Origin of the sequence: Quadrisphaera sp. INWT6, assembly GCF_015390235.1 — a bacterium.
Taxonomy (GTDB): domain Bacteria; phylum Actinomycetota; class Actinomycetes; order Actinomycetales; family Quadrisphaeraceae; genus Quadrisphaera.
Genome location: NZ_VUOH01000002.1, coordinates 254715 through 274031, shown reverse-complemented (window position 1 = coordinate 274031; position 19317 = coordinate 254715). Strand labels below are relative to the sequence as shown.

The following is a 19317-nucleotide window of genomic DNA, read 5'->3' as shown; positions in this document are numbered from 1 at the left end:
CCCGCCTCGACGGCCGTGGTCATGGGCCTCCGGAGCACCCCGAGTTCTGGAGGCCCATGATCACGAGGGGTAGCGGGCGAGGACGAAGTCGCTGATCCGCGCCGCGAGGGCCGCCAGGACGTCGGCGGCGGGGTGGCGGGGGTCCCACGCGCAGTGCAGCCGCACGCGCAGCTCGTCGTCCCCGTCGGCGTCGGTCCCCACGGCCGCGCGGGCCAGGTCGAAGCGCGGGTCGTCGGAGACGACGGCGATGCCGCGCCCCGCGGCGCTCAGCGCCTGCGCCACCGTGCCGCTGCCCACCTCGAGCAGGTGGGGGGCGTCGAGCCCCGCCGTCACCAGCGCTGCGTCGAGCACCCGCCGGGCCGGGTGGGTGACCGGCAGGACGACCAGGGCCTGCTCGGCCAGCACCACCAGGCCGACGCGCTGCTGGCCGGCCCAGGGGTGGTCGGCGGGCAGGTAGGCCCACACCGGCAGCGGCGGCAGCGCCCGCGAGGCCAGGGGGCGCGGCGGCCGGCCCGCCACGATGACGAGGTCCGCTCCCGCGCGCAGCGCTTCCTGGGCCGACGCGCCGTCGGTCTCCAGGACCGACGGCACCGGGTCGTCCGGCGCGAGGGTCGTGAGGAAGGGCGAGACGACGTCGGTCAGCGTGGTGGCGGGCGCCGCCACCGTCACGCGCTCCAGCGCCCCCCGGGCGTGCACGCGGGCGGCGCGGCGCAGCGCGTCGGCGTCGTCGAGCAGCGCCCGGGCACGGGGGAGCAGGGCCCGTCCGGCGGGGGAGAGCTCCATGCGGCGCGCGCCCCGCTCGAAGAGGTCGACGCCGAGGTCGCGCTCGAGGGCCCGCAGCTGGCGCGACAGCGACGGCTGGGTCACGTGCACCCGCTCGGCGGCGGCGCTGACCGTGCCGGCGTCGGCCGTGGCGACGAAGTAGCCCAGGGTGCGCAGCTCCACCGGGCTGTTGTGCCACGGCAGCGGCGCCGCCGTCCAGCGCGACCGGTCACCACCACTCCCATGCCCGCAGGGCATGAAGGATCGGCCGGACCGGCATTGGACGGCATGGGGCGGCGGCTCGCACGCTGGACGGGCACGGCGGGCCGTCCGCCCGCACCGGACCTCGACGAGGAGACCCTCCGTGACGCAGCTGGCCGACCCCACCTCTCCGACCAGCCGGCCCGCCGCCGCCCCGGCAGCTGCCGGTGACCTGCCGCAGTCGCGGCACCTCGCCACCGAGCTGCCCGGACCCCGCTCGCGCGCGCTGATGGACCGCAAGACCTCCGCCGTGGCCAGCGGCGTCGGCACGACGGTCCCGGTCTTCGCCGTGCGCGCCGGCGGAGGGGTCGTCGAGGACGTCGACGGCAACCGCCTCGTCGACCTCGGCTCCGGGATCGCCGTGACCACGGTCGGTGCCAGCCACCCCGCCGTGGTGGCCGCCGTCCAGGAGCAGGTGGCGGCGTTCACCCACACCTGCTTCATGGTCACCCCGTACGAGCCGTACGTCGCCGTGGCCGAGAAGCTCAACGAGGTCACCCCGGGCGACCACGCCAAGAAGACCGCCCTGTTCAGCTCCGGCGCTGAGGCGGTGGAGAACGCCGTGAAGATCGCCCGGCACGCCACCGGCCGCGACGCCGTCGTCGTCTTCGACCACGCCTACCACGGCCGCACCAACCTCACGATGGCCATGACCGCCAAGGCCATGCCCTACAAGTCCGGCTTCGGGCCCTTCGCCGGCGAGGTCTACCGCGCCCCCACGAGCTACCCCTTCCGCGACCCGCAGGGCATGACCGGTGAGCAGGCCGCCCAGCGGGCGGTCCGCGTCATCGAGGCCCAGGTCGGCGCCGACCAGGTCGCCTGCGTGGTCATCGAGCCGGTCCAGGGCGAGGGCGGCTTCATCGAGCCCGCCCCGGGCTTCCTGCCCGCGCTGGCCGCCTGGTGCCGCGAGAACGGCGCGCTCTTCGTGGCCGACGAGGTCCAGACCGGCGTGGCCCGGACCGGCGACTGGTTCGCGTGCGACCACGAGGGCGTCGTCCCCGACCTCGTGGTGGTGGCCAAGGGCGTCGCCGGCGGCATGCCGCTCTCGGCGGTCACCGGCCGCGCCGAGCTGGTCGACGCCGTGCACACCGGCGGCCTCGGCGGCACCTACGGCGGCAACCCCGTGGCCTGCGCCGCCGCGCTCGCGGCGCTGGAGGCCGTCGAGACCGACGGCCTGCTCCAGCGGGCGCGCGACGTCGAGGTGCTGGTGAAGGGCCGCCTGCACGCGCTGGCCGAGCGCGACCCGCGCGTCGGCGACGTCCGCGGCCGCGGCGCCATGCTCGCCGTGGAGCTGGTCGGCGAGGACGGGACCACCCCCGCCCCCGCGCTGGCGGCCGGCGTCGCGGCGGCCGCGAAGGCCCAGGGCGTCATCGTGCTGACCTGCGGCACCGCCGGCAACGTGCTGCGCTTCCTGCCGCCCCTGTCCATCAGCGACGAGCTGCTGCACGACGCCTTCGACGTCCTCGACGCCGCCTTCGCCGCGACGTCCGCGAGCACCCGGTGACCGCCCTGGAGGACCGCGCGTCCGCGCCGGCCGCACCCGCCGCGGCCCGGCCTGTGGGCGGCGCGGCGACCCTGGCCGACGCCCGGGCCCAGCTGGCGGCGGCCGTGGAGCTGCTCGGCTACGACCGGGGCACCTACGAGCTGCTGGCCGCCCCGCGCCGCGAGGTCACCGTCAGCATCCCGCTGCGCCGCGACGACGGGTCCGTGGAGGTGCTCACCGGCCACCGCGTGCAGCACAACTACTCCCGCGGCCCGGGCAAGGGCGGGGTGCGCTTCAGCCCGCAGGTCGACCTCGACGAGGTGCGCGCCCTCGCGATGTGGATGACGTGGAAGTGCGCCCTGCTGGACGTGCCCTACGGCGGCGCCAAGGGCGGGGTGCGCATCGACCCCCGCCAGTGCTCCACCGCCGAGCTGGAGCGCGTCACCCGCCGCTTCACCAGCGAGATCTCCCCCCTGATCGGCCCGACCCAGGACGTGCCCGCCCCCGACGTGGGCACCGACGAGCAGACGATGGCCTGGATGATGGACACCTACTCCGTGGGTGCCGGCCACACCGTCCTCGGGGTGGTCACGGGCAAGCCGGTCGCGCTCGGCGGGTCGCTGGGCCGGGCCTCGGCCACCTCCCGCGGCGTGGTCCACGTGGCGCTGGCCGCCCTGGGCCACCTGGGGCTCGACCCGCGCCGGAGCACGGCCGCGGTGCAGGGCTTCGGCAAGGTCGGTCGCGGCACCGCGCGCTTCCTCGCCGAGGCCGGCGTCGCGGTGCGCGCGGTCAGCGACCAGGACGGGGCCGTGGCGGCCCTCGACGGCGCCGGCGGGCCGGGGCTGGACGTCGCGGCCCTGGAGGCCCACGTCGACGCCACCGGCTCGGTCGCCGGGTTCCGGGGCGGCGTCCGGGTCACGGGGGAGGAGCTGCTGGCCGCAGACGTCGACCTGCTCGTGCCGGCGGCCGTCGAGGGCGTGCTGCACGAGGGCAACGCCGCCGACGTCCGCGCCCGGCTCGTGGTCGAGGGGGCCAACGGCCCGACGACGGCGGCGGCGGACGCCCTGCTCGCCGAGCGGGGCGTGCTCGTGGTGCCGGACATCCTCGCCAACGCCGGCGGCGTGATCGTGTCCTACTTCGAGTGGGTCCAGGCCAACCAGGCGTACTGGTGGTCCGAGGACGAGGTGGAGTCGCGGCTCGCCGACCGCATGACCTCCGCCTGGGACCAGGTGCTCGCCCAGTCCCAGCGCCACGGCGTGGACCTGCGCGCCGCCGCCACCAGCCTCGCCGTCCAGCGCGTCACCGAGGCGCACGTCCTGAGGGGGCTCTACCCGTGAGCACGACGGCACCCGCGAGCACGACAGCACCCGCGAGCAGTGGCACGGCGCTCCTGCTCGCGGAGATCGACCCCGCGCGCGGCGTCCTCGTCGGCGGTCGCGCGCTCGCCGGCGGCGGTGCGTTCCCCGTGGACGACCCGGCGACCCTCGAGGTGCTCGCGCACGTCGCCGACGGCACCGCCGCCGACGCGACCGCGGCCGTCGACGCCGCCGCCGCCGCCTTCGACGGGTGGCGGCGCACCCCGCCGCGCGAGCCGGCCGAGGTGCTGCGCCGCGCCTTCGAGCTGCTCGTCCGCGACGCCGACGCCCTCGCCGCGCTCGTCTCGGCCGAGAACGGCAAGTCGCTGGCCGACGCCCGCGGCGAGGTCCTCTACTCCGCGGAGTTCTTCCGCTGGTACGCCGAGGAGGCCGTGCGGCCCCACGGCGACTTCGGCCCCTCCCCGGCCGGCGGCACCCGCACCGTGGTCACGCACCGCCCGGTGGGCGTCGCCGCGCTGGTGACGCCCTGGAACTTCCCCGCGGCGATGGCGGCGCGCAAGATCGCTCCCGCGCTGGCGGCGGGCTGCACCGTCGTGCTGAAGCCGGCCGCGCAGACCCCCCTGACCGCCATCGCGGTGGTGCGCCTGCTCGCCGAGGCCGGCGTGCCCGAGGGCGTCGTGAACCTCGTCCCGACGACCGACCCCGGCGAGGTGGTGGGCACCTGGCTGGCGGACGCGCGGGTCCGCAAGCTCTCCTTCACCGGTTCCACCGGGGTGGGCAGGACGCTGCTGCGCCAGGCCGCCGACCGCGTGGTCACCACCTCGATGGAGCTGGGTGGCAACGCCCCGTTCGTCGTGCTGCCGGGGGCCGACGTCGAGGCCGCGGTCGCGGGCGCGATGACGGCGAAGTTCCGCGGCGGCGGCCAGGCGTGCACCGCCGCCAACCGCTTCTACGTGCACGACGGCCTCGCCCAGGAGTTCACGGCGCGGTTCGCCGCCGCGGTCGAGTCGCTCACCGTCGGACCGGCCAGCTCGGGTGCGCAGGTGGGTCCGCTCATCTCGGCGCGGGAGCGCGCGGGCGTCGAGGCGCTCGTCGACGGCGCGCTCGCGCAGGGCGCCCGGGTCGCCGCCCGCGCCGTCGTCCCGGAGGGGCTGCGCGGCCACTTCGTGGCGCCGGTGCTCCTGGTCGACGTCCCCGCGGACGCCGACGTCCTCACCGAGGAGGTCTTCGGCCCCGTGGCCCCGGTCGTCGTCTTCGACGACTCCTGGGGCGCCGGCAGCGGGTGGGACGGCCTGCTGGCGCGGGTCAACGGCACCGAGATGGGGCTCGCCGCCTACGTCTACGGCGAGCTCGGCGAGGCGCTGCGGTTCTCCGAGGAGGTTGAGGCCGGGATGGTCGGGGTCAACCGAGGCCTCGTCTCGGACCCGTCGGCGCCCTTCGGGGGCGTGAAGCAGTCGGGGATCGGCCGCGAGGGCGCCCGCGCGGGCGTCGAGGAGTACCTCGAGACCCAGTACCTCTCCGTCGCCTGGTGAGACCCGTCGCTGGTGGGGCCCGCCGGACGGCAGGGTCTCCGGCGCCCGGTGGGCGCCCAGCGGCAGCGGCCCCTACGGTCACGGGGTGGCCCGGGTGCTGGTGGTGGACGACACCTCGCAGATCCGCATGCTCATCCGCCTGAACCTCGAGATGGAGGGCCACGAGGTCGAGGAGGCGGCCGACGGCGACGAGTGCCTGGCGCGCCTGCGCGACGCCTCGGCCCCCGCCGTCGACGTCGTGACCATGGACGCCGTGATGGAGCCCCGGGACGGCTGGAGCGCGGTCGCGGAGATCCGGCGCGACCCGGCCCTCGCCGACCTGCCGGTCGTGATGGTGACCGCCAGCGTGCAGGCCCACCAGCAGGCGCGGGCGCGCCAGGTGGGCGTCGACGCGCTGGTCTCCAAGCCGTTCGAGCCCGAGGCGCTGGTGGAGGTCGTGGAGGACCTGGCGCTCGGCGGTCGCCCCTCCGTGCGCCGGTAACCTGGGGGTGTGACCCCCGAGGAGCTGTCCGCCGCCGTCCGCGCCTGCCTGCAGGAGGCCGTCGACGCTGGTGAGCTGGCCCTGCCGGCGTCGGCCGTGCCGCAGTCCGTGAGGGTCGAGCGCCCGCGCAACCGCGACCACGGCGACTGGGCCACGTCGGTGGCCCTGCAGCTGGCCAAGCCCGCGGGTCTGCCCCCGCGCCAGGTCGCCGAGGTGGTCGCCGGGCGGCTGGCCTCCGTCGCGGGGGTCAAGAGCGTCGACGTCGCCGGGCCGGGCTTCCTCAACGTCACCCTCGACGCCGCCGCGGCGGGCGAGCTCGCCCGCGCCGTCGTCGAGGCCGGGCCCGCCTTCGGGCGCACCGGGGCCCTGGCCGGCCGGAAGGTGAACCTCGAGTTCGTCTCCGCCAACCCCACCGGTCCGGTGCACCTCGGCGGCACCCGCTGGGCGGCGGTCGGTGACTCCCTCGCCCGCGTGCTCCAGGCCGCCGGCGCCGACGTGACGCGCGAGTACTACTTCAACGACCACGGCGCGCAGATCGACAGGTTCGCCCGCTCGCTGCTGGCGCGGGCCAACGGCCAGGACGCCCCCGAGGACGGCTACGGCGGCGACTACATCGAGGAGATCGCCACCACGATCGTCACGGACGCGCTGGCGGCCGACGGGCGCGACCCGCGGAACCTGCCTGAGCCGGAGGCCCTCGAGGCGTTCCGCAGCCGCGGTGTGGCGCTCATGTTCGACGAGGTCAAGAAGAGCCTGCACGACTTCCGGGTCGACTTCGACGTCTACTTCCACGAGGACTCCCTGCACTCCTCGGGCGCGGTCGCGACCGTGGTGCAGCAGCTGAAGGACTCGGGCCGCCTCTTCGAGGCCGACGGCGCCTGGTGGCTGCGCTCGACGGAGTTCGGCGACGACAAGGACCGCGTCGTCATCAAGTCCGACGGCAACCCCGCCTACGTCGCCGGTGACCTGGCGTACCTGCGCGACAAGCGCGCCCGCGGCTTCGACCTGTGCATCTACCTGCTCGGGGCCGACCACCACGGCTACGTGGCCCGGCTCAAGGCCGCCGCCGCGGCCTTCGGCGACGACCCCGACGTGGTCGAGGTGCTCATCGGCCAGATGGTCAACCTCGTGCGCGACGGCGTCCCGGTCCGGATGAGCAAGCGCGCCGGCACCGTCGTGACCATGGAGGACCTGGTCGAGGCCGTCGGCGTCGACGCCGCCCGCTACGCGCTGGTGCGCTCCAGCGTCGACTCCCAGATCGACGTCGACCTCGACCTCCTGGTCAAGCGCACCAACGACAACCCCGTCTTCTACGTGCAGTACGCCCACGCGCGCACCTCCGGCGTGGGCCGCAACTCCCGCGACCTGGGCGTGCGCACGGAGGACGGGTTCGACCCGTCGCTGCTCGACCACGCCACCGAGTCGGCGCTGCTGGCCGCCATCGGCGACTTCCCCCGAGTGGTGGCGCAGGCCGCCGAGCTGCGCGAGCCGCACCGCGTGGCCCGCTACCTCGAGGCCCTCGCCGGCAGCTACCACAAGTGGTACGACGAGCGCCGCGTGACGCCCATGGGCGAGGAGGCCGTCACCGACGTGCACCGCACCCGCCTGTGGCTGAACGACGCCACCCGCACGGTGCTGGCCAACGGCCTGGACCTGCTCGGCGTCGGCGCGCCCGACCGCATGTGACCGCGCACCCGACCGTGCACCCCAGAGCAGCGGAGACCGACCAGTGAGAGCTCACCCCGCCGGGCCCCAGCACGCCGCCGGACTCGGCGGCCCCGGCTGGCTGACCGAGCCCGACGACGCGAACGACCTGCTGCCCCAGCTGTGGCCCAGCAGCGCCCGGCGCGGCGCCGACGGCGTCATCAGCGTCGGGGGCGTGCCCGTCACCGAGCTGGCGGCCCAGCACGGCACCCCGGCGTACGTGGTCGACGAGGCCGACTTCCGGGCCCGCGCCACCGCCTTCCGCGACGCGTTCGCCGAGGCCTTCGCCGACGCGTGCGGCGGCGCCGACGTCTACTACGCCGCCAAGGCCTTCACCTGCACCGCGGTGGCGCGCTGGCTCGCCGAGGACGGCCTGCGCTACGACGCCTGCACCGGCGGCGAGCTCGCCGTGGCGCTGCGCGGCGGCACCGACCCGGCGCACGTGCTGCTGCACGGCAACAACAAGTCCGACGACGAGGTCCGCCGCGCGGTGCGGGCGGGCGTGGGCAAGGTCGTCGTCGACGGCTTCCACGACATCGACAGGACCGCCGACGCCGCCCGCGAGGCCGGGGTGCGCCAGGGCGTGCTCATCCGGACCACCGTCGGCGTCGAGGCGCACACCCACGACTACATCGCCACGGCCCACGAGGACCAGAAGTTCGGGCTGTCGCTGGCGTCGGGGCAGGCGGCCGAGGCGGTCCGCCGGGTGCTGGCGCGCCCCGAGCTGGAGCTCCGCGGGCTGCACAGCCACATCGGCAGCCAGATCTTCGACGTGTCGGGCTTCGAGGTGGCCGCCCGCCGGCTCCTCGGCCTGCACGCGCAGGTGCTCGCCGAGCACGGCGTGGAGATGCCCGAGATCGACCTCGGCGGCGGCTTCGGCATCGCCTACACCACGCAGGACGCGCCGCTGCCGCCCACGGCGCTGGCCCGCGGCATGGCCGAGGTCGTCACCGCCGCGTGCGCGCAGCTCGGCATCGCCGTCCCGAAGGTGTCGGTCGAGCCCGGCCGCGCCATCGCCGGTCCCTCCGGCGTGACGCTGTACCGCGTCGGGTCGACCAAGGACGTCGCGCTCGACGGCGGCCTGCACCGCCGCTACGTGGCCGTCGACGGCGGCATGAGCGACAACATCCGCACCGCCCTCTACGACGCCGACTACTCCGCCTCCCTCGGCGGGCGACGGTCGGGCGCGGCCCCGGTGCTGTCGCGCGTGGTGGGCAAGCACTGCGAGAGCGGCGACGTGGTGGTCAAGGACGCGTTCCTGCCGGACGACGTCGCCGCGGGCGACCTGCTCGTGGTGCCCGCCACCGGCGCGTACTGCCACAGCATGGCCAGCCAGTACAACCACGTGCCCCGCCCGCCGGTGGTCGCCGTGCGCGACGGCGAGAGCCGCGTGCTGGTTCGCCGCGAGACCGAGGACGACCTGCTGGCCCTCGACGTCGGCTGACACCGGCCGACGGCCGACGGCCGACGGCTGGCGGCTGGCGGTCTGCGGCGGTGCGGGGCGGCCGCGCCGCCGCAGACCTGGCAGGATCTGGCCCGTGGCGATCCCCTTCACCCTCATCAGCGTCGGTGCCGTGATGATCTTCCTGGGCCTGCTCAACGGAGACATCACGGTGTGGCACGACATCGTGAAGTTCGGCGGCTGCGCCCTCGTGGCGGTCGGGCTGGTGGCGTCGGCCGTCGTCTCCTCGCGCCGCAAGCAGGCCGAGCGCGTCGCGCGGCTCCAGGAGGGCCTGCCGCAGGTCGCCCCCCTGGTCAAGCCGGGCGGCGGCCACCACTGACACCCGCCGCCCGCCGGGCGGGGTGACGGCGGGCCACCGGCCGGGGCCGCCGCCCACCGCACGCCTCAGACGGGCGGCAGGACCCGCGTCGGGATGGCGGGCTCGCCCCGCGAGAGGGCCAGGCCCTCCCACGGCATCGTGACGAGCACCTCCTCGAGGTGCTCCCGGGCGGCCGCGAGGTCAGCTCCGTGCGACGCCGGACCCACCCGCTCACCGCCCCGCACCAGCGGCACCTGCAGCGGGCGGTCGCCGGGCTCGCGCTCCGGCACCGGCCCCGCGCTGACGACCTCCTCGGTGGCCGTCCCGCTGCTGCGGTGGCGCCGCAGCGCCGTCTTGCGCCCGCCGTGGGTGGCCTTCGACTCCGAGCGCTTCGCCACCGGGCGGCCCTCGACCTCGACGACCTTGTAGACCATGCCGGCCGTGGGGGCGCCCGACCCCTGCACCACCGACGTCCCGACCCCGTAGGCGTCGACGGGTGCGGCGGCCAGGGCCGCGAGGCCGAACTCGTCGAGGTCGCCGGACAGCACGATGCGCGTCTGCGTCGCCCCGAGCGCGTCGAGCTGCGCGCGCGCCTTGACGGCGAGGACGGCGAGGTCGCCGGAGTCGATGCGCACCGCGCCCAGCTGCGGCCCGGCGACCCGCACGGCCGTCTCGATGCCGCGCTGGATGTCGTAGGTGTCGACCAGCAGCGTGGTGCCGGTGCCGAGGGCGGCGACCTGCGCGCGGAACGCCTCCTCCTCGCTGTCGTGCAGCAGCGTGAAGGCGTGGGCGCTGGTGCCCGAGACGGGCACCCCGTAGCGCCGGCCCGCCTCGAGGTTGGAGGTGCTGGTGAACCCGGCGAGGTGCGCGGCGCGGGCCGAGGCCACCGCGGCCTCTTCGTGGGTGCGCCGGCTGCCCATCTCGACGATCGGCCGCCCGCCGGCGGCCACCGCCATCCGGGCCGCCGCGGAGGCGACGGCGCAGTCGTGGTTGAACACCGACAGCACGAGCGTCTCGATGACCACGGCCTCCGCGAAGGTGCCGGTCACCGACAGCACGGGGGAGCCGGGGAAGTACAGCTCGCCCTCGGCGTAGCCCTCGACCTCACCGGTGAACCGGTACCCGGCGAGGTGCTCGACGGTGGCGGCGTCGAGGCGGCCGTCCTCGCGCAGCGCCTCCAGCACCCCCTCGTCGAAGCGGAACCGCTCCAGCGCGTCGAGCAGCCGGGCGGTGCCGGCGACGACGCCGTAGCGGCGGCCGTCGGGCAGGCGCCGGGCGAAGACCTCGAAGGTGCAGCGCCGCGAGGCCGCGCCGCTGCGCAGCGCCGACTGCAGCATGGTCAGCTCGTACGCGTCGGTGAGCAGCGCCGTGCTGCCCCCGGCGCTGCCGCTGCCGGTGCCGCGGCTGCCCAGGACGCCGGGGCCGTTCGACGGGGTGTGGTCCACGGGGCCACCGTAGGATGAGCCCGCGTGAGCACCGCACCGGCAGAGGCCGAGGAGCGCGTCGAGGCGCTCGACGGCGAGACCGCCAAGCCCTGGGTCACCATCGTCTGGAACGACCCGGTGAACCTCATGTCCTACGTCACCTACGTCTTCCAGACCTACTTCGGGCACCCGCGCGAGAAGGCGGAGAAGCTCATGCACGACGTCCACGAGGCGGGCCGGGCCGTCGTCGCCCACGGCACGCGCGAGGAGATGGAGCGCGACACCGAGGCCATGCACGGCTACGGCCTCTGGGCCACCTTCTCCAAGGACGCCTGAGCCGTGGCCCGCCGCTTCGAGCGCTCCCGCCGCGGGGTCACCGCCACCTTCGACGACGACGAGCGCGCGCTGCTCTCCGGCCTGCTGTCCGAGGTCTCCCAGCTCCTCGACGACGGGACCACCCCCTCCGAGGACCCCCTCGAGGCCATGGTCGGCACCGGGGGCTCCACCACGCCGCCGTCCGACCCGGCGGTGGCCCGCCTGCTGCCGCAGGCCGCCAAGGACGACCCCGACGCAGCCCGGGAGTTCCGCCGCCTCACCGAGCGGGGCCTGCGCCAGCGCAAGCGCGACGGCCTCGAGCGGGCCCGCGCCACGCTGGAGCGCCCCGGGCCGCTGGTGCTCGACGCCGAGGAGCAGCACGCCTGGCTGGTTGCGCTGACCGACGTGCGCCTGGTGCTGGCCGAGCGGCTGGGCCTGCGCACCGACGACGACGCCGAGGCGGTGCTCGCGGAGGTCGCCGAGAGCTCCCCGGAGGACCCGCGCGTCTGGATGGCCTCGGTCTACGACTTCCTCACCTGGCTGCAGGAGACGCTGGTCGGGGCCCTGGCGAAGCAGCTGCCGCGTGGCTGACGCGCCCATCGGCATCTTCGACTCCGGCGTCGGGGGGCTGACGGTCGCGCGCGCCGTCCTCGACCAGCTGCCCGCCGAGCGGGTGCTCTACCTGGGCGACACCGCCCGCGCGCCGTACGGCCCCCGGCCGCTGGCGCACGTGCGCGCCTACGCGCTGGAGTGCCTCGACGAGCTGGTCGCCTCGGGGGTGAAGCTGCTGGTCATCGCCTGCAACAGCGCGAGCGCCGCGGTGCTGCACGACGCGCGCGAGCGCTACCCGGTGCCCGTGGTCGAGGTGATCCGCCCCGCGGTGCGCCGCGCGGTCGCGAGCACCCGCAGCGGCCGCGTGGGGGTCATCTGCACGACGGCGACGGCGACGTCGGGCGCCTACGCGGACGCGTTCACCGCGGCGCCCGACGTCCGGGTCACCACCCAGGCGTGCCCCCGCTTCGTGGAGTTCGTGGAGGCGGGGGTGACCTCGGGGCCCGAGCTGCTGGCCGCCGCCCGAGAGCACCTCGCGCCCGTCGTCGCCGCCGACGTCGACACCCTCGTGCTGGGCTGCACCCACTACCCGCTGCTGACCGGCGTCCTCTCCTACGTCATGGGCGACGGCGTGACGCTGGTCTCCAGCGCCGAGGAGACCGCGAAGGCGGTCTACCGCGAGCTCACCGCCCGCGGCCAGCTCCGCGGCGACGAGCTGCCCCCGCCCGAGCACCGCTGGCTCACCACCGGAGACCCGGCCGTCTTCGCGCGCCTGGCGCGGCGGTTCCTGGGCACCGCCGCCCCCGCGCAGCTGCACGCCGAGCAGCACCACACCGTCCTGGACACGGAGATGCTGCCCCGCATCACCGCACCGCTGCTGAGGAGGGCCACGTGATGGGCGCATGAGGCTGGTCGTGGTGGGGTGCTCGGGCTCGGTGCCGGGGCCGGACTCCCCGGCGTCGTGCTACCTGCTGGAGGCCGACGACGACTCCGGCCGCACCTGGCGCGTCGTGCTCGACCTGGGCAGCGGTGCCGCAGGCCCCCTGCAGCGGCACCTGCCGGGCGGTGACCTCACCACCCTCGACGGCGTGCTGCTGTCGCACCTGCACGCCGACCACTGCCTCGACGCCTGCGGCCTCTACGTCGCCCTGAAGCACGGGCCCGCCGCGCACCGCGGCGAGCCGGTGCCGCCGGTCCCGCTGTGGGCTCCCGCCGACGCTCCCGGGCGCCTGGCGCGGGCCTACGACCTGCCCGAGGACGGCCCCGGCATGACCGAGCAGTTCGCCTTCGGCGCCTGGGTGGACCGCCGGCCCGTGCGGCTCGGGCCCTTCACCGTCGAGCCCGTGCTGGTGGAGCACCCCGTGGAGGCGTACGGGCTGCGCGTCACCGGCCCGAGCGAGCGCGGCGACGGCTCCACCGCGGTGCTGGCCTACACCGGCGACACCGACGACTGCCCCGCCCTCGACCACCTCTCTGCCGACGCCGACCTGCTCCTCACCGAGGCGACCTTCACCGACGCGGTGACCGTCGAGCGGGGCGTGCACCTGTCAGGCACCCGCGCAGGGGTCGCGGCCGCCCGTGCGGGGGCCCGGTCCGTGGTGGTGACGCACCTTCCGCCGTGGGCCGACGCACCGGGCGTGCTGGCCGAGGTGCGCGCCGCGTACGGCGGCCCCGCCGAGCTGGCGCGCCCGGGGGCGGTCCACCACCTCTGAGGCCGCTCCTCCGCAGCCGAGCGCCTGCGTGCGGTTCGTGTGCCCCCTGGGACCGCAGCCGAGCGCCCGGCTGCGGTCAGGGCGGGGACGACGGCGAGGGCGGGGGTGTCGGGGGCGGGTCCTAGGGTCGGAGCATGGCTGACAGCACCAGCAGGCCCGGTGGGCGCCGTCCCGACCAGCTGCGCGACGTGACCATCACGCGGCGCTACCTCGAGGCCGGTGAGGGCAGCGTCCTCGTCGAGTTCGGCCGCACCAAGGTGCTCTGCGTCGCCTCGCTCACCGAGGGAGTCCCGCGCTGGAAGAAGGGCTCCGGCTCCGGCTGGGTTACCGCCGAGTACGCGATGCTCCCGCGCGCCACGAACACCCGCAGCGACCGCGAGTCCGTCAAGGGCAAGGTCGGCGGCCGCACCCAGGAGATCAGCCGCCTGGTCGGCCGCTCCCTGCGCGCCGCCGTCGACGTCACCAAGCTCGGCGAGAACACCGTGGTGCTCGACTGCGACGTGCTCCAGGCCGACGGCGGCACCCGCACCGCCGCGATCACCGGCGCCTACGTGGCCCTGCACGACGCGGTGACCTGGGCGCGCGAGAAGGGCATCGTCAAGAAGGACCCGCTGCGCGGCTCGGTGGCGGCCGTCAGCGTCGGCATCGACAGGGGCCGGCCGGTGCTCGACCTCGAGTACGTCGAGGACGTGCGCGCCGAGACCGACATGAACGTCGTCATGACCGGTGACGGCCGCTTCGTGGAGGTGCAGGGCACCGCCGAGGGCCAGCCGTTCGACAGGGCCGAGCTCGACGCGCTGATGGAGCTGGCCGCCGGAGGGTGCGCCGAGCTGACCCGCCTGCAGCGCGAGGCGCTGGGCCTGTGACAGGGGCTGCGGGCCGGCCCGCGACGAGGGTCGTCCTCGCCACCCGCAACGCCCACAAGGTCGGCGAGCTGCGCGCGATCCTCGCGCCGCACCTGCCGGCCGGCCTCGACGTCCAGCTGCTCGCCGTGGGAGACCCGTCGCTGCCGGAGGTCCCCGAGGTGGTCGAGAGCGAGGTCACCTTCGCCGGCAACGCCCTGCTCAAGGCGCGGGCCGTGGCCCGGGCCACCGGTCTGGTCGCCATCGCCGACGACTCGGGCATCGCCGTCGACGTCCTGGGCGGCGCGCCCGGCATCTTCTCCGCGCGCTGGGCCGGCCGCCACGGCGACGACGCCGCCAACCTCGCCCTGCTGCTCGCGCAGGTGGCCGACGTCCCCGACGCCCACCGCGGCGCCGCGTTCGTGTGCGCCGCGGCGCTCGTGACCCCCGACGGTCACGAGCACGTCGAGCTGGGCGAGCTCCGCGGCCACCTCGCGCGCGAGGCGCGCGGCGCCGGCGGGTTCGGCTACGATCCGGCCCTCGTGCCCGACGGCCTCGACGTCAGCTGCGCCGAGCTGGCCCCCGGGCAGAAGGACGCCATCAGCCACCGCGGGCAGGCGTTCCGGGCGCTCGCGCCCGAGCTCGCCCGGGTGCTGGCCCGCGCCTGACAGGATGGGGTTGCCGACTCCGCAGATCGCTGGTCAGCGGCGGGAGTCGACGGGGTGGAGGCGGCGGTGCAGCGCGAACAGCGGGCTCTCCCCGACGTCGTCTCCCTGGCGTGGATCTCGCTGGACGCGGACGACCGCATCACGGGCATGAACCGCGCGGCGGAGGCGCTGGTGGGCGCACCCCGTGAGGAGGTGCTCGGGAAGCTGCTCTGGGAGCGCTACCCGCACGCCCGCGAGAACGACTTCGGCCCCCGCTACGACGAGGCCCGCCGCACCGGCAGGCCCGTCGTCTTCGAGGCGTGGGGGACGACGGTCCAGCGCTGGCTCTCGGTCCACGCCGTCCCCGACGGCGACGCGCTCGACATCTACATGATCGACGTCACCGACCGGCGGACCGCCCGGCGCGAGCTCGAGGAGACCGTCCGGCGCCTGGAGCTGCTGGGCTCGGTGAGCGAGCTGCTGGCGCACGGCACCGAGCAGGGCCTCGCCGTGAGCGAGCTCGCCCAGCTGGTGGTGCCCGAGCTGGCCGACTGGTGCACCGTCACGCTGGTGCAGACGGGGCGGCTGCGGCGCACCCTCGGCCACGCCCACCGCGACCCCGCCCTCGACGACGTGCTGGCCCGCTACGCCACCTACCAGGCGGCCACGATGAGCCGCGAGGCCGCCGTCGCGGTCTGCCTGCGCACCGGCCGCGAGGTGTACGTGCCGCAGCTGCCGCCGCTGGGCGACTGGGTGGGTGACGACCAGGCCCGCGCCCTGCTGGAGGTGCTGGCGCCCAGCTCGGTGCTCGTGCTCCCGCTCGCCGCGGGCGGCCGCACGCTCGGGGCGCTGGCGCTCGTGCGCACCGAGCCCGGGGCCGTGCGCAGCGAGCAGGAGCTCGACACCGCCCGCGAGGTCGCCCGCCGCGCCGGGCTCGCGCTGGAGAACGCCCGCCTGCACGCCGAGCGCGCCGCCCTGGCGGAGGCGCTGCAGCGCAGCCTGCTGACGGCCCCACCGCAGCTGGAGGGGCTCGACCTCGCCGTCCGCTACGTCGGTGCCGCGCAGGAGGTGCAGGTCGGCGGTGACTGGTACGACGCCTTCCGCCAGCGCGACGGCGGAGCCGTGCTCGTCATCGGTGACGTCATCGGCCACGACTCCCGCGCCGCCGCGGCGATGGGCCAGGTCCGGGGGCTGCTGCGCGGCATCGCGCGCGCGACGGGCGCCGGGCCGGCGGACCTGCTCAGCGCCGTCGACGAGGCGCTCGAGGGCCTGGAGGTCGTCACGTCGGCCACCTGCGTCGTCGCGCGCCTCGAGACCGGTGGGACGGGCGGGCGCCGGCTCGTCTGGTCGAACGCCGGCCACCCGCCGCCCGTCCTGCGGCTGCCCGACGGCACCACCACCCTGCTCGAGGGCGACGACGCCGACCTGCTGCTCGGCATCGACCCCACCGCGCGGCGCCGGGAACGCACCGCGGAGCTCCCGCCCGGCAGCGTGCTGCTGCTGTGCACCGACGGGCTGGTGGAGCGCCGGGAGACCTCGCTCGACGTCGGCCTGGCCGACCTCCGCACGGCCCTGGCGGAGGAGGGGCACCGGCCGCCGGGCGAGCTGTGCGACGCCCTCCTGGCCCGCCTGGTGCCGGAGACGTCGGAGGACGACGTCGCGCTGCTGGCCGTGCGGGTGCTCTGAGCGCGTCCGGGGAGCGGGGTGTGCGCGAGGCGGGACTCGAACCCGCACGCCCGGAGGCACAGGGACCTAAACCCTGCGTGGCTGCCAGTTTCACCACTCGCGCTGGCGCGCGGCCCGGGGGCCGCCGCTGTCGGCCGGCCCGTCAGTCGATGCCGAGCTCCTTGCGGAGCCGGGCCACGTGACCGGTGGCCTTGACGTTGTAGCTGGCGCTGCGCACCACGCCCTCGGGGTCGACCACGACCGTGGAGCGCAGCAGGCCCGTGGTGGTGCGCCCGTACATCGTCTTCTCGCCCCAGGCGCCGTAGCGCTCGATGACGCCGCGCTCGGTGTCGCTGGCGAGCGGGAAGGGCAGCTGCTCCTCGGCCACCCAGCTCTCGAGCTTCGGCAGCGGGTCGGGCGAGACGCCGACCACGTCGAAGCCCGCCGCGGTCAGCGAGGCGAGGTTGTCGCGGAAGTCGCAGGCCTGCGTGGTGCAGCCCGGCGTGCCGGCGGCGGGGTAGAAGTACACGACCACGGAGCGGCCGCGGTGCTCGGAGAGCTGCCAGCTGCCGCCGTGCGTCGCCGGGAGGGTGAAGTCCGGGGCGAGGTCACCCGGCTCGAGACGATCGGACACGGCCGTCAGGCTAGTGCCGGTGCCCCCGTCCGGCGGCCTGGGGCTGCTGAGCCGCGCGCGGGGCACTAGCGTCCGGTCCATGAGCGTCCCGCCCGACGAGCCCGCGCGCCTCGAGCGCGAGATCAGCCTCCACCAGCAGCACCTCGCGGCCACGGTCGACGAGCTCGCCGCCCGCGTCGCCCCCAAGGCCCTCGCCCAGCAGGGCGTCGCCTCTGCGCAGGCCAAGGCCAAGGAGCTCGTGCTCGACTCCGACGGCGCGCTGCGCGTCGAGCGGGTCGCCGCCGTCGGCGGCGCCGTGGTCGCGGTGGTCGGCCTGTTCACCGGGCTCGCGGTCCGCCGCAGGCACTGAGGTCCGTCCCCACCGCTGCGCCTCGGCCGGGTCCCGGCCGAGGCGCAGCGGGTAGCGTCGGGCGCCGTGAGCACGTCGGCCGACAGCACCCCCACCAGCGCCCCCGCTGCCCCTGCGAGCAGCGGTGCGACCAGCGGCTCGACCGGTGACGCCAGGCTCCCGATCCGCATGCTGCACGACCGCGTGCTCGTCGCCACCGACGTCGAGGCGGGCGAGCGCCGCTCCGGCGCCGGCATCCTGATCCCGGCCACCGCCGCGGTGGGAAAGCGCCTGTCGTGGGGCGAGGTGGCGGCCACCGGCCAGCACGTGCGCCAGGTGCGCCTGGGCGACCGCGTGCTCTTCGACCCCGAGGACCGCGCCGAGGTCGAGCTGTCGGGGCGCGAGTACGTGCTGCTGCGCGAGCGCGACCTGCACGCGGTGGCCGCACCCCGCGTCGAGGCCGGCTCGACCGGGCTGTACCTCTGAGCGCCGGCCAGCCGTCCGCCGCCCCGCGGCCCAACGCCCGGTACACCGTCCTCGACGCCCCGGGGCCGCTGCCGCGCGACATGCTGCGCGACCTGCTCTCCATCCGCCGCGACCCGCTGGCCTACCTGGAGCGCACCGCGGCGCGCTTCGGCGACCACGTCGCCTTCCCGATGCCGAAGACCCCGGTGCTGCTGGTGGGCACCACCGCGGGCGCGCGGCGGGTGCTGGTGGAGAACGCCGGGGCGTGGTCGAAGGCGACGGTCCAGTACGGCGCGCTGTCGCTGGTCACCGGCAGCGGCCTGCTGACCAGCGACGGCAGCGCCTGGCGCGAGGCGCGCCGGGTGGCCCAGCCCGCGTTCCACCGCTCGGGCCTGGCCGCCGTCGCGGAGCAGTCCGTGGCCGCCGCCGAGCGCGTGCGGGCCCGCGCCGCCGTCGAGGGCGAGGTCGTCGACGTCGACGCCGCCGTCCTGCAGGCCACCCTCGAGGTGGTGGGGCGCACCCTCTTCGGCGGTGACGTCACCGCCGACGGCGAGCGGGTGGTCGCCGCCGTGCTGGAGGCGCTCGAGGTGGTCATCGGACGCGCCCGCACCCCGCTGCCCGGCTGGCTGCCCACCCCGGCCAAGCGCCGCCTGGCGCGGGCGAACGCCGTCATGGACGAGGTGGTCGCCCGGGTGGTGGCCCGCCGCCGCGCCGCGGGCGACCTCGGCGACGACCTGCTCGGCCTGCTGCTGCGCGCTGTCGACGAGGGCCGCCTGCCCCCGGAGTCGGTGCGCGCCGAGCTGGTCACGATGGTCATCGCCGGCCACGAGACGGTGGCCTCCTGCCTCACCTGGACCCTCGACCTGCTCGCCCGGAACCCCGCGGCGCAGGAGCGCCTGCACGCCGAGCTCGACGCCGTCCTCGGCGCCGAGGGGGGTGCCGGGTCGGGCGCGGGACACCGGGCCCCGACCTGGGAGGACCTGCGCGACCTGCCCTGGACCCGCGCGGTCGTCGACGAGTCCCTGCGCCTGTACCCGCCCGCCTGGGTGGTGACGCGGCGCGCGGAGAGCGACGACGTCGTGGACGGCGTCGCGGTGCCGGCGGGCACGCTCGTCATCGTCAGCCCGTGGCTGCTGCAGCGGCGCGCCGACGTCCACCCCGACCCGGAGCGCTTCGACCCGGGTCGGTTCACGGGGGAGGGGCCCGAGGTGCCTCGCGGCTCCTACCTCCCCTTCGGGGCCGGCGCCCGGCTCTGCATCGGGCGCGACTTCGCGCTGACCGAGGCGGTGCTCGTGCTCGCGGCGCTCCTGCGCGACCGCCGCGTCGACCCGGTGCCGGGTGACGAGCCGGTGCTGGAGGCGCTGGTCACCCTGCGCCCCCGCGGGGGGCTGCGGCTGCGGCTGCGGCCCCGCTGACCCTGGACTGACCCGGGAC

Annotated in this window: 20 protein-coding genes and 1 tRNA gene; 17 read left to right on the top strand and 4 right to left on the bottom strand. The window is 76.2% G+C overall.

The window, feature by feature from the left end:
• Positions 1-60: 60 nt before the first annotated feature.
• A complete protein-coding gene (locus tag F1641_RS06260; RefSeq protein ID WP_194903707.1) occupies positions 61-945 on the bottom strand; it encodes a LysR family transcriptional regulator in 885 nt (294 codons plus the stop codon).
• Between the two features lie 190 nt (positions 946-1135).
• Here F1641_RS06260 and gabT point away from each other — a divergent pair, with 190 nt between their 5' ends.
• The 7 genes from gabT (at position 1136) to F1641_RS06225 (ending at position 9320) form a co-directional block, all read left to right on the top strand.
• Positions 1136-2527, top strand: a complete 1392-nt coding sequence (gene gabT / locus F1641_RS06255; protein WP_255514297.1) for a 4-aminobutyrate--2-oxoglutarate transaminase — start codon at positions 1136-1138, stop codon at positions 2525-2527.
• 5 nt (positions 2528-2532) lie between these two features.
• Entirely contained in the window at positions 2533-3843 is a 1311-nt protein-coding gene (locus F1641_RS06250) for a Glu/Leu/Phe/Val dehydrogenase (protein WP_255514296.1), read from the top strand.
• Positions 3840-5354: an NAD-dependent succinate-semialdehyde dehydrogenase gene (locus tag F1641_RS06245; protein WP_206690687.1), complete on the top strand. Its 1515-nt coding sequence runs from the start codon at positions 3840-3842 to the stop codon at positions 5352-5354. Before F1641_RS06250 ends, F1641_RS06245 begins: the two co-directional genes overlap by 4 nt.
• Before the next feature lie 85 nt (positions 5355-5439).
• Entirely contained in the window at positions 5440-5835 is a 396-nt protein-coding gene (locus F1641_RS06240) for a response regulator (RefSeq protein WP_206690685.1), read from the top strand.
• Positions 5836-5844: 9 nt separating this feature from the next.
• Positions 5845-7521 carry an arginine--tRNA ligase gene (argS, locus tag F1641_RS06235; RefSeq protein WP_194903703.1) on the top strand — a complete coding sequence of 559 codons (1677 nt, stop codon included), beginning with the start codon at positions 5845-5847 and terminating at the stop codon, positions 7519-7521.
• Between the two features lie 43 nt (positions 7522-7564).
• Positions 7565-8983 (top strand): diaminopimelate decarboxylase, encoded by a 1419-nt coding sequence (gene lysA / locus F1641_RS06230; RefSeq protein WP_194903700.1) that lies wholly within the window; start codon positions 7565-7567, stop codon positions 8981-8983.
• Between the two features lie 94 nt (positions 8984-9077).
• Positions 9078-9320 (top strand): hypothetical protein, encoded by a 243-nt coding sequence (locus tag F1641_RS06225; RefSeq protein ID WP_194903699.1) that lies wholly within the window; start codon positions 9078-9080, stop codon positions 9318-9320.
• A gap of 65 nt (positions 9321-9385) precedes the next feature.
• Here F1641_RS06225 and F1641_RS06220 read toward each other — a convergent pair whose 3' ends face one another.
• Positions 9386-10711: a nicotinate phosphoribosyltransferase gene (locus F1641_RS06220; RefSeq protein ID WP_194904866.1), complete on the bottom strand. Its 1326-nt coding sequence runs from the start codon at positions 10709-10711 to the stop codon at positions 9386-9388.
• 57 nt (positions 10712-10768) lie between these two features.
• On the opposite strand from F1641_RS06220, the gene clpS reads away from it, so the two are divergent.
• From clpS to F1641_RS06185, 7 genes are all read left to right on the top strand, one after another.
• On the top strand, positions 10769-11059 hold the full coding sequence (gene clpS, locus F1641_RS19735) for an ATP-dependent Clp protease adapter ClpS (RefSeq protein ID WP_194903696.1): 291 nt from the start codon (positions 10769-10771) through the stop codon (positions 11057-11059).
• A 3-nt stretch (positions 11060-11062) separates the two neighbouring features.
• Complete coding sequence (locus tag F1641_RS06210; RefSeq protein ID WP_194903694.1) at positions 11063-11629, top strand: DUF2017 domain-containing protein; 567 nt, start codon at positions 11063-11065, stop codon at positions 11627-11629.
• Positions 11622-12485, top strand: coding sequence for a glutamate racemase (gene murI, locus F1641_RS06205; RefSeq protein WP_194903692.1), 864 nt, complete (start codon positions 11622-11624; stop codon positions 12483-12485). Before F1641_RS06210 ends, murI begins: the two co-directional genes overlap by 8 nt.
• 7 nt (positions 12486-12492) lie before the next feature.
• The gene (locus F1641_RS06200; RefSeq protein ID WP_194903690.1) at positions 12493-13302 is read left to right on the top strand and encodes an MBL fold metallo-hydrolase; all 810 of its coding nucleotides are present in this window, start codon (positions 12493-12495) and stop codon (positions 13300-13302) included.
• Between the two features lie 134 nt (positions 13303-13436).
• Positions 13437-14168, top strand: a complete 732-nt coding sequence (gene rph, locus F1641_RS06195) for a ribonuclease PH (protein WP_194903688.1) — start codon at positions 13437-13439, stop codon at positions 14166-14168.
• A complete protein-coding gene (locus F1641_RS06190; protein WP_194903686.1) occupies positions 14165-14812 on the top strand; it encodes a non-canonical purine NTP pyrophosphatase in 648 nt (215 codons plus the stop codon). Before rph ends, F1641_RS06190 begins: the two co-directional genes overlap by 4 nt.
• Before the next feature lie 66 nt (positions 14813-14878).
• Positions 14879-16477 (top strand): SpoIIE family protein phosphatase, encoded by a 1599-nt coding sequence (locus F1641_RS06185; RefSeq protein WP_194903684.1) that lies wholly within the window; start codon positions 14879-14881, stop codon positions 16475-16477.
• Positions 16478-16498: 21 nt separating this feature from the next.
• Here F1641_RS06185 and F1641_RS06180 read toward each other — a convergent pair.
• A tRNA-Leu gene (locus tag F1641_RS06180) sits at positions 16499-16580 on the bottom strand.
• A gap of 39 nt (positions 16581-16619) precedes the next feature.
• Complete coding sequence (locus F1641_RS06175; protein ID WP_309225425.1) at positions 16620-17090, bottom strand: peroxiredoxin; 471 nt, start codon at positions 17088-17090, stop codon at positions 16620-16622.
• Between the two features lie 79 nt (positions 17091-17169).
• Here F1641_RS06175 and F1641_RS06170 point away from each other — a divergent pair, with 79 nt between their 5' ends.
• The 3 genes from F1641_RS06170 to F1641_RS06160 all read left to right on the top strand — a co-directional run bounded on the left by F1641_RS06170 (position 17170) and on the right by F1641_RS06160 (position 19298).
• Positions 17170-17439 (top strand): DUF3618 domain-containing protein, encoded by a 270-nt coding sequence (locus F1641_RS06170; protein ID WP_194903681.1) that lies wholly within the window; start codon positions 17170-17172, stop codon positions 17437-17439.
• A gap of 168 nt (positions 17440-17607) precedes the next feature.
• Complete coding sequence (locus F1641_RS06165; RefSeq protein ID WP_194904863.1) at positions 17608-17904, top strand: co-chaperone GroES; 297 nt, start codon at positions 17608-17610, stop codon at positions 17902-17904.
• Positions 17901-19298, top strand: a complete 1398-nt coding sequence (locus F1641_RS06160; RefSeq protein ID WP_309225530.1) for a cytochrome P450 — start codon at positions 17901-17903, stop codon at positions 19296-19298. Before F1641_RS06165 ends, F1641_RS06160 begins: the two co-directional genes overlap by 4 nt.
• The last annotated feature ends 19 nt before the right edge of the window (positions 19299-19317 follow it).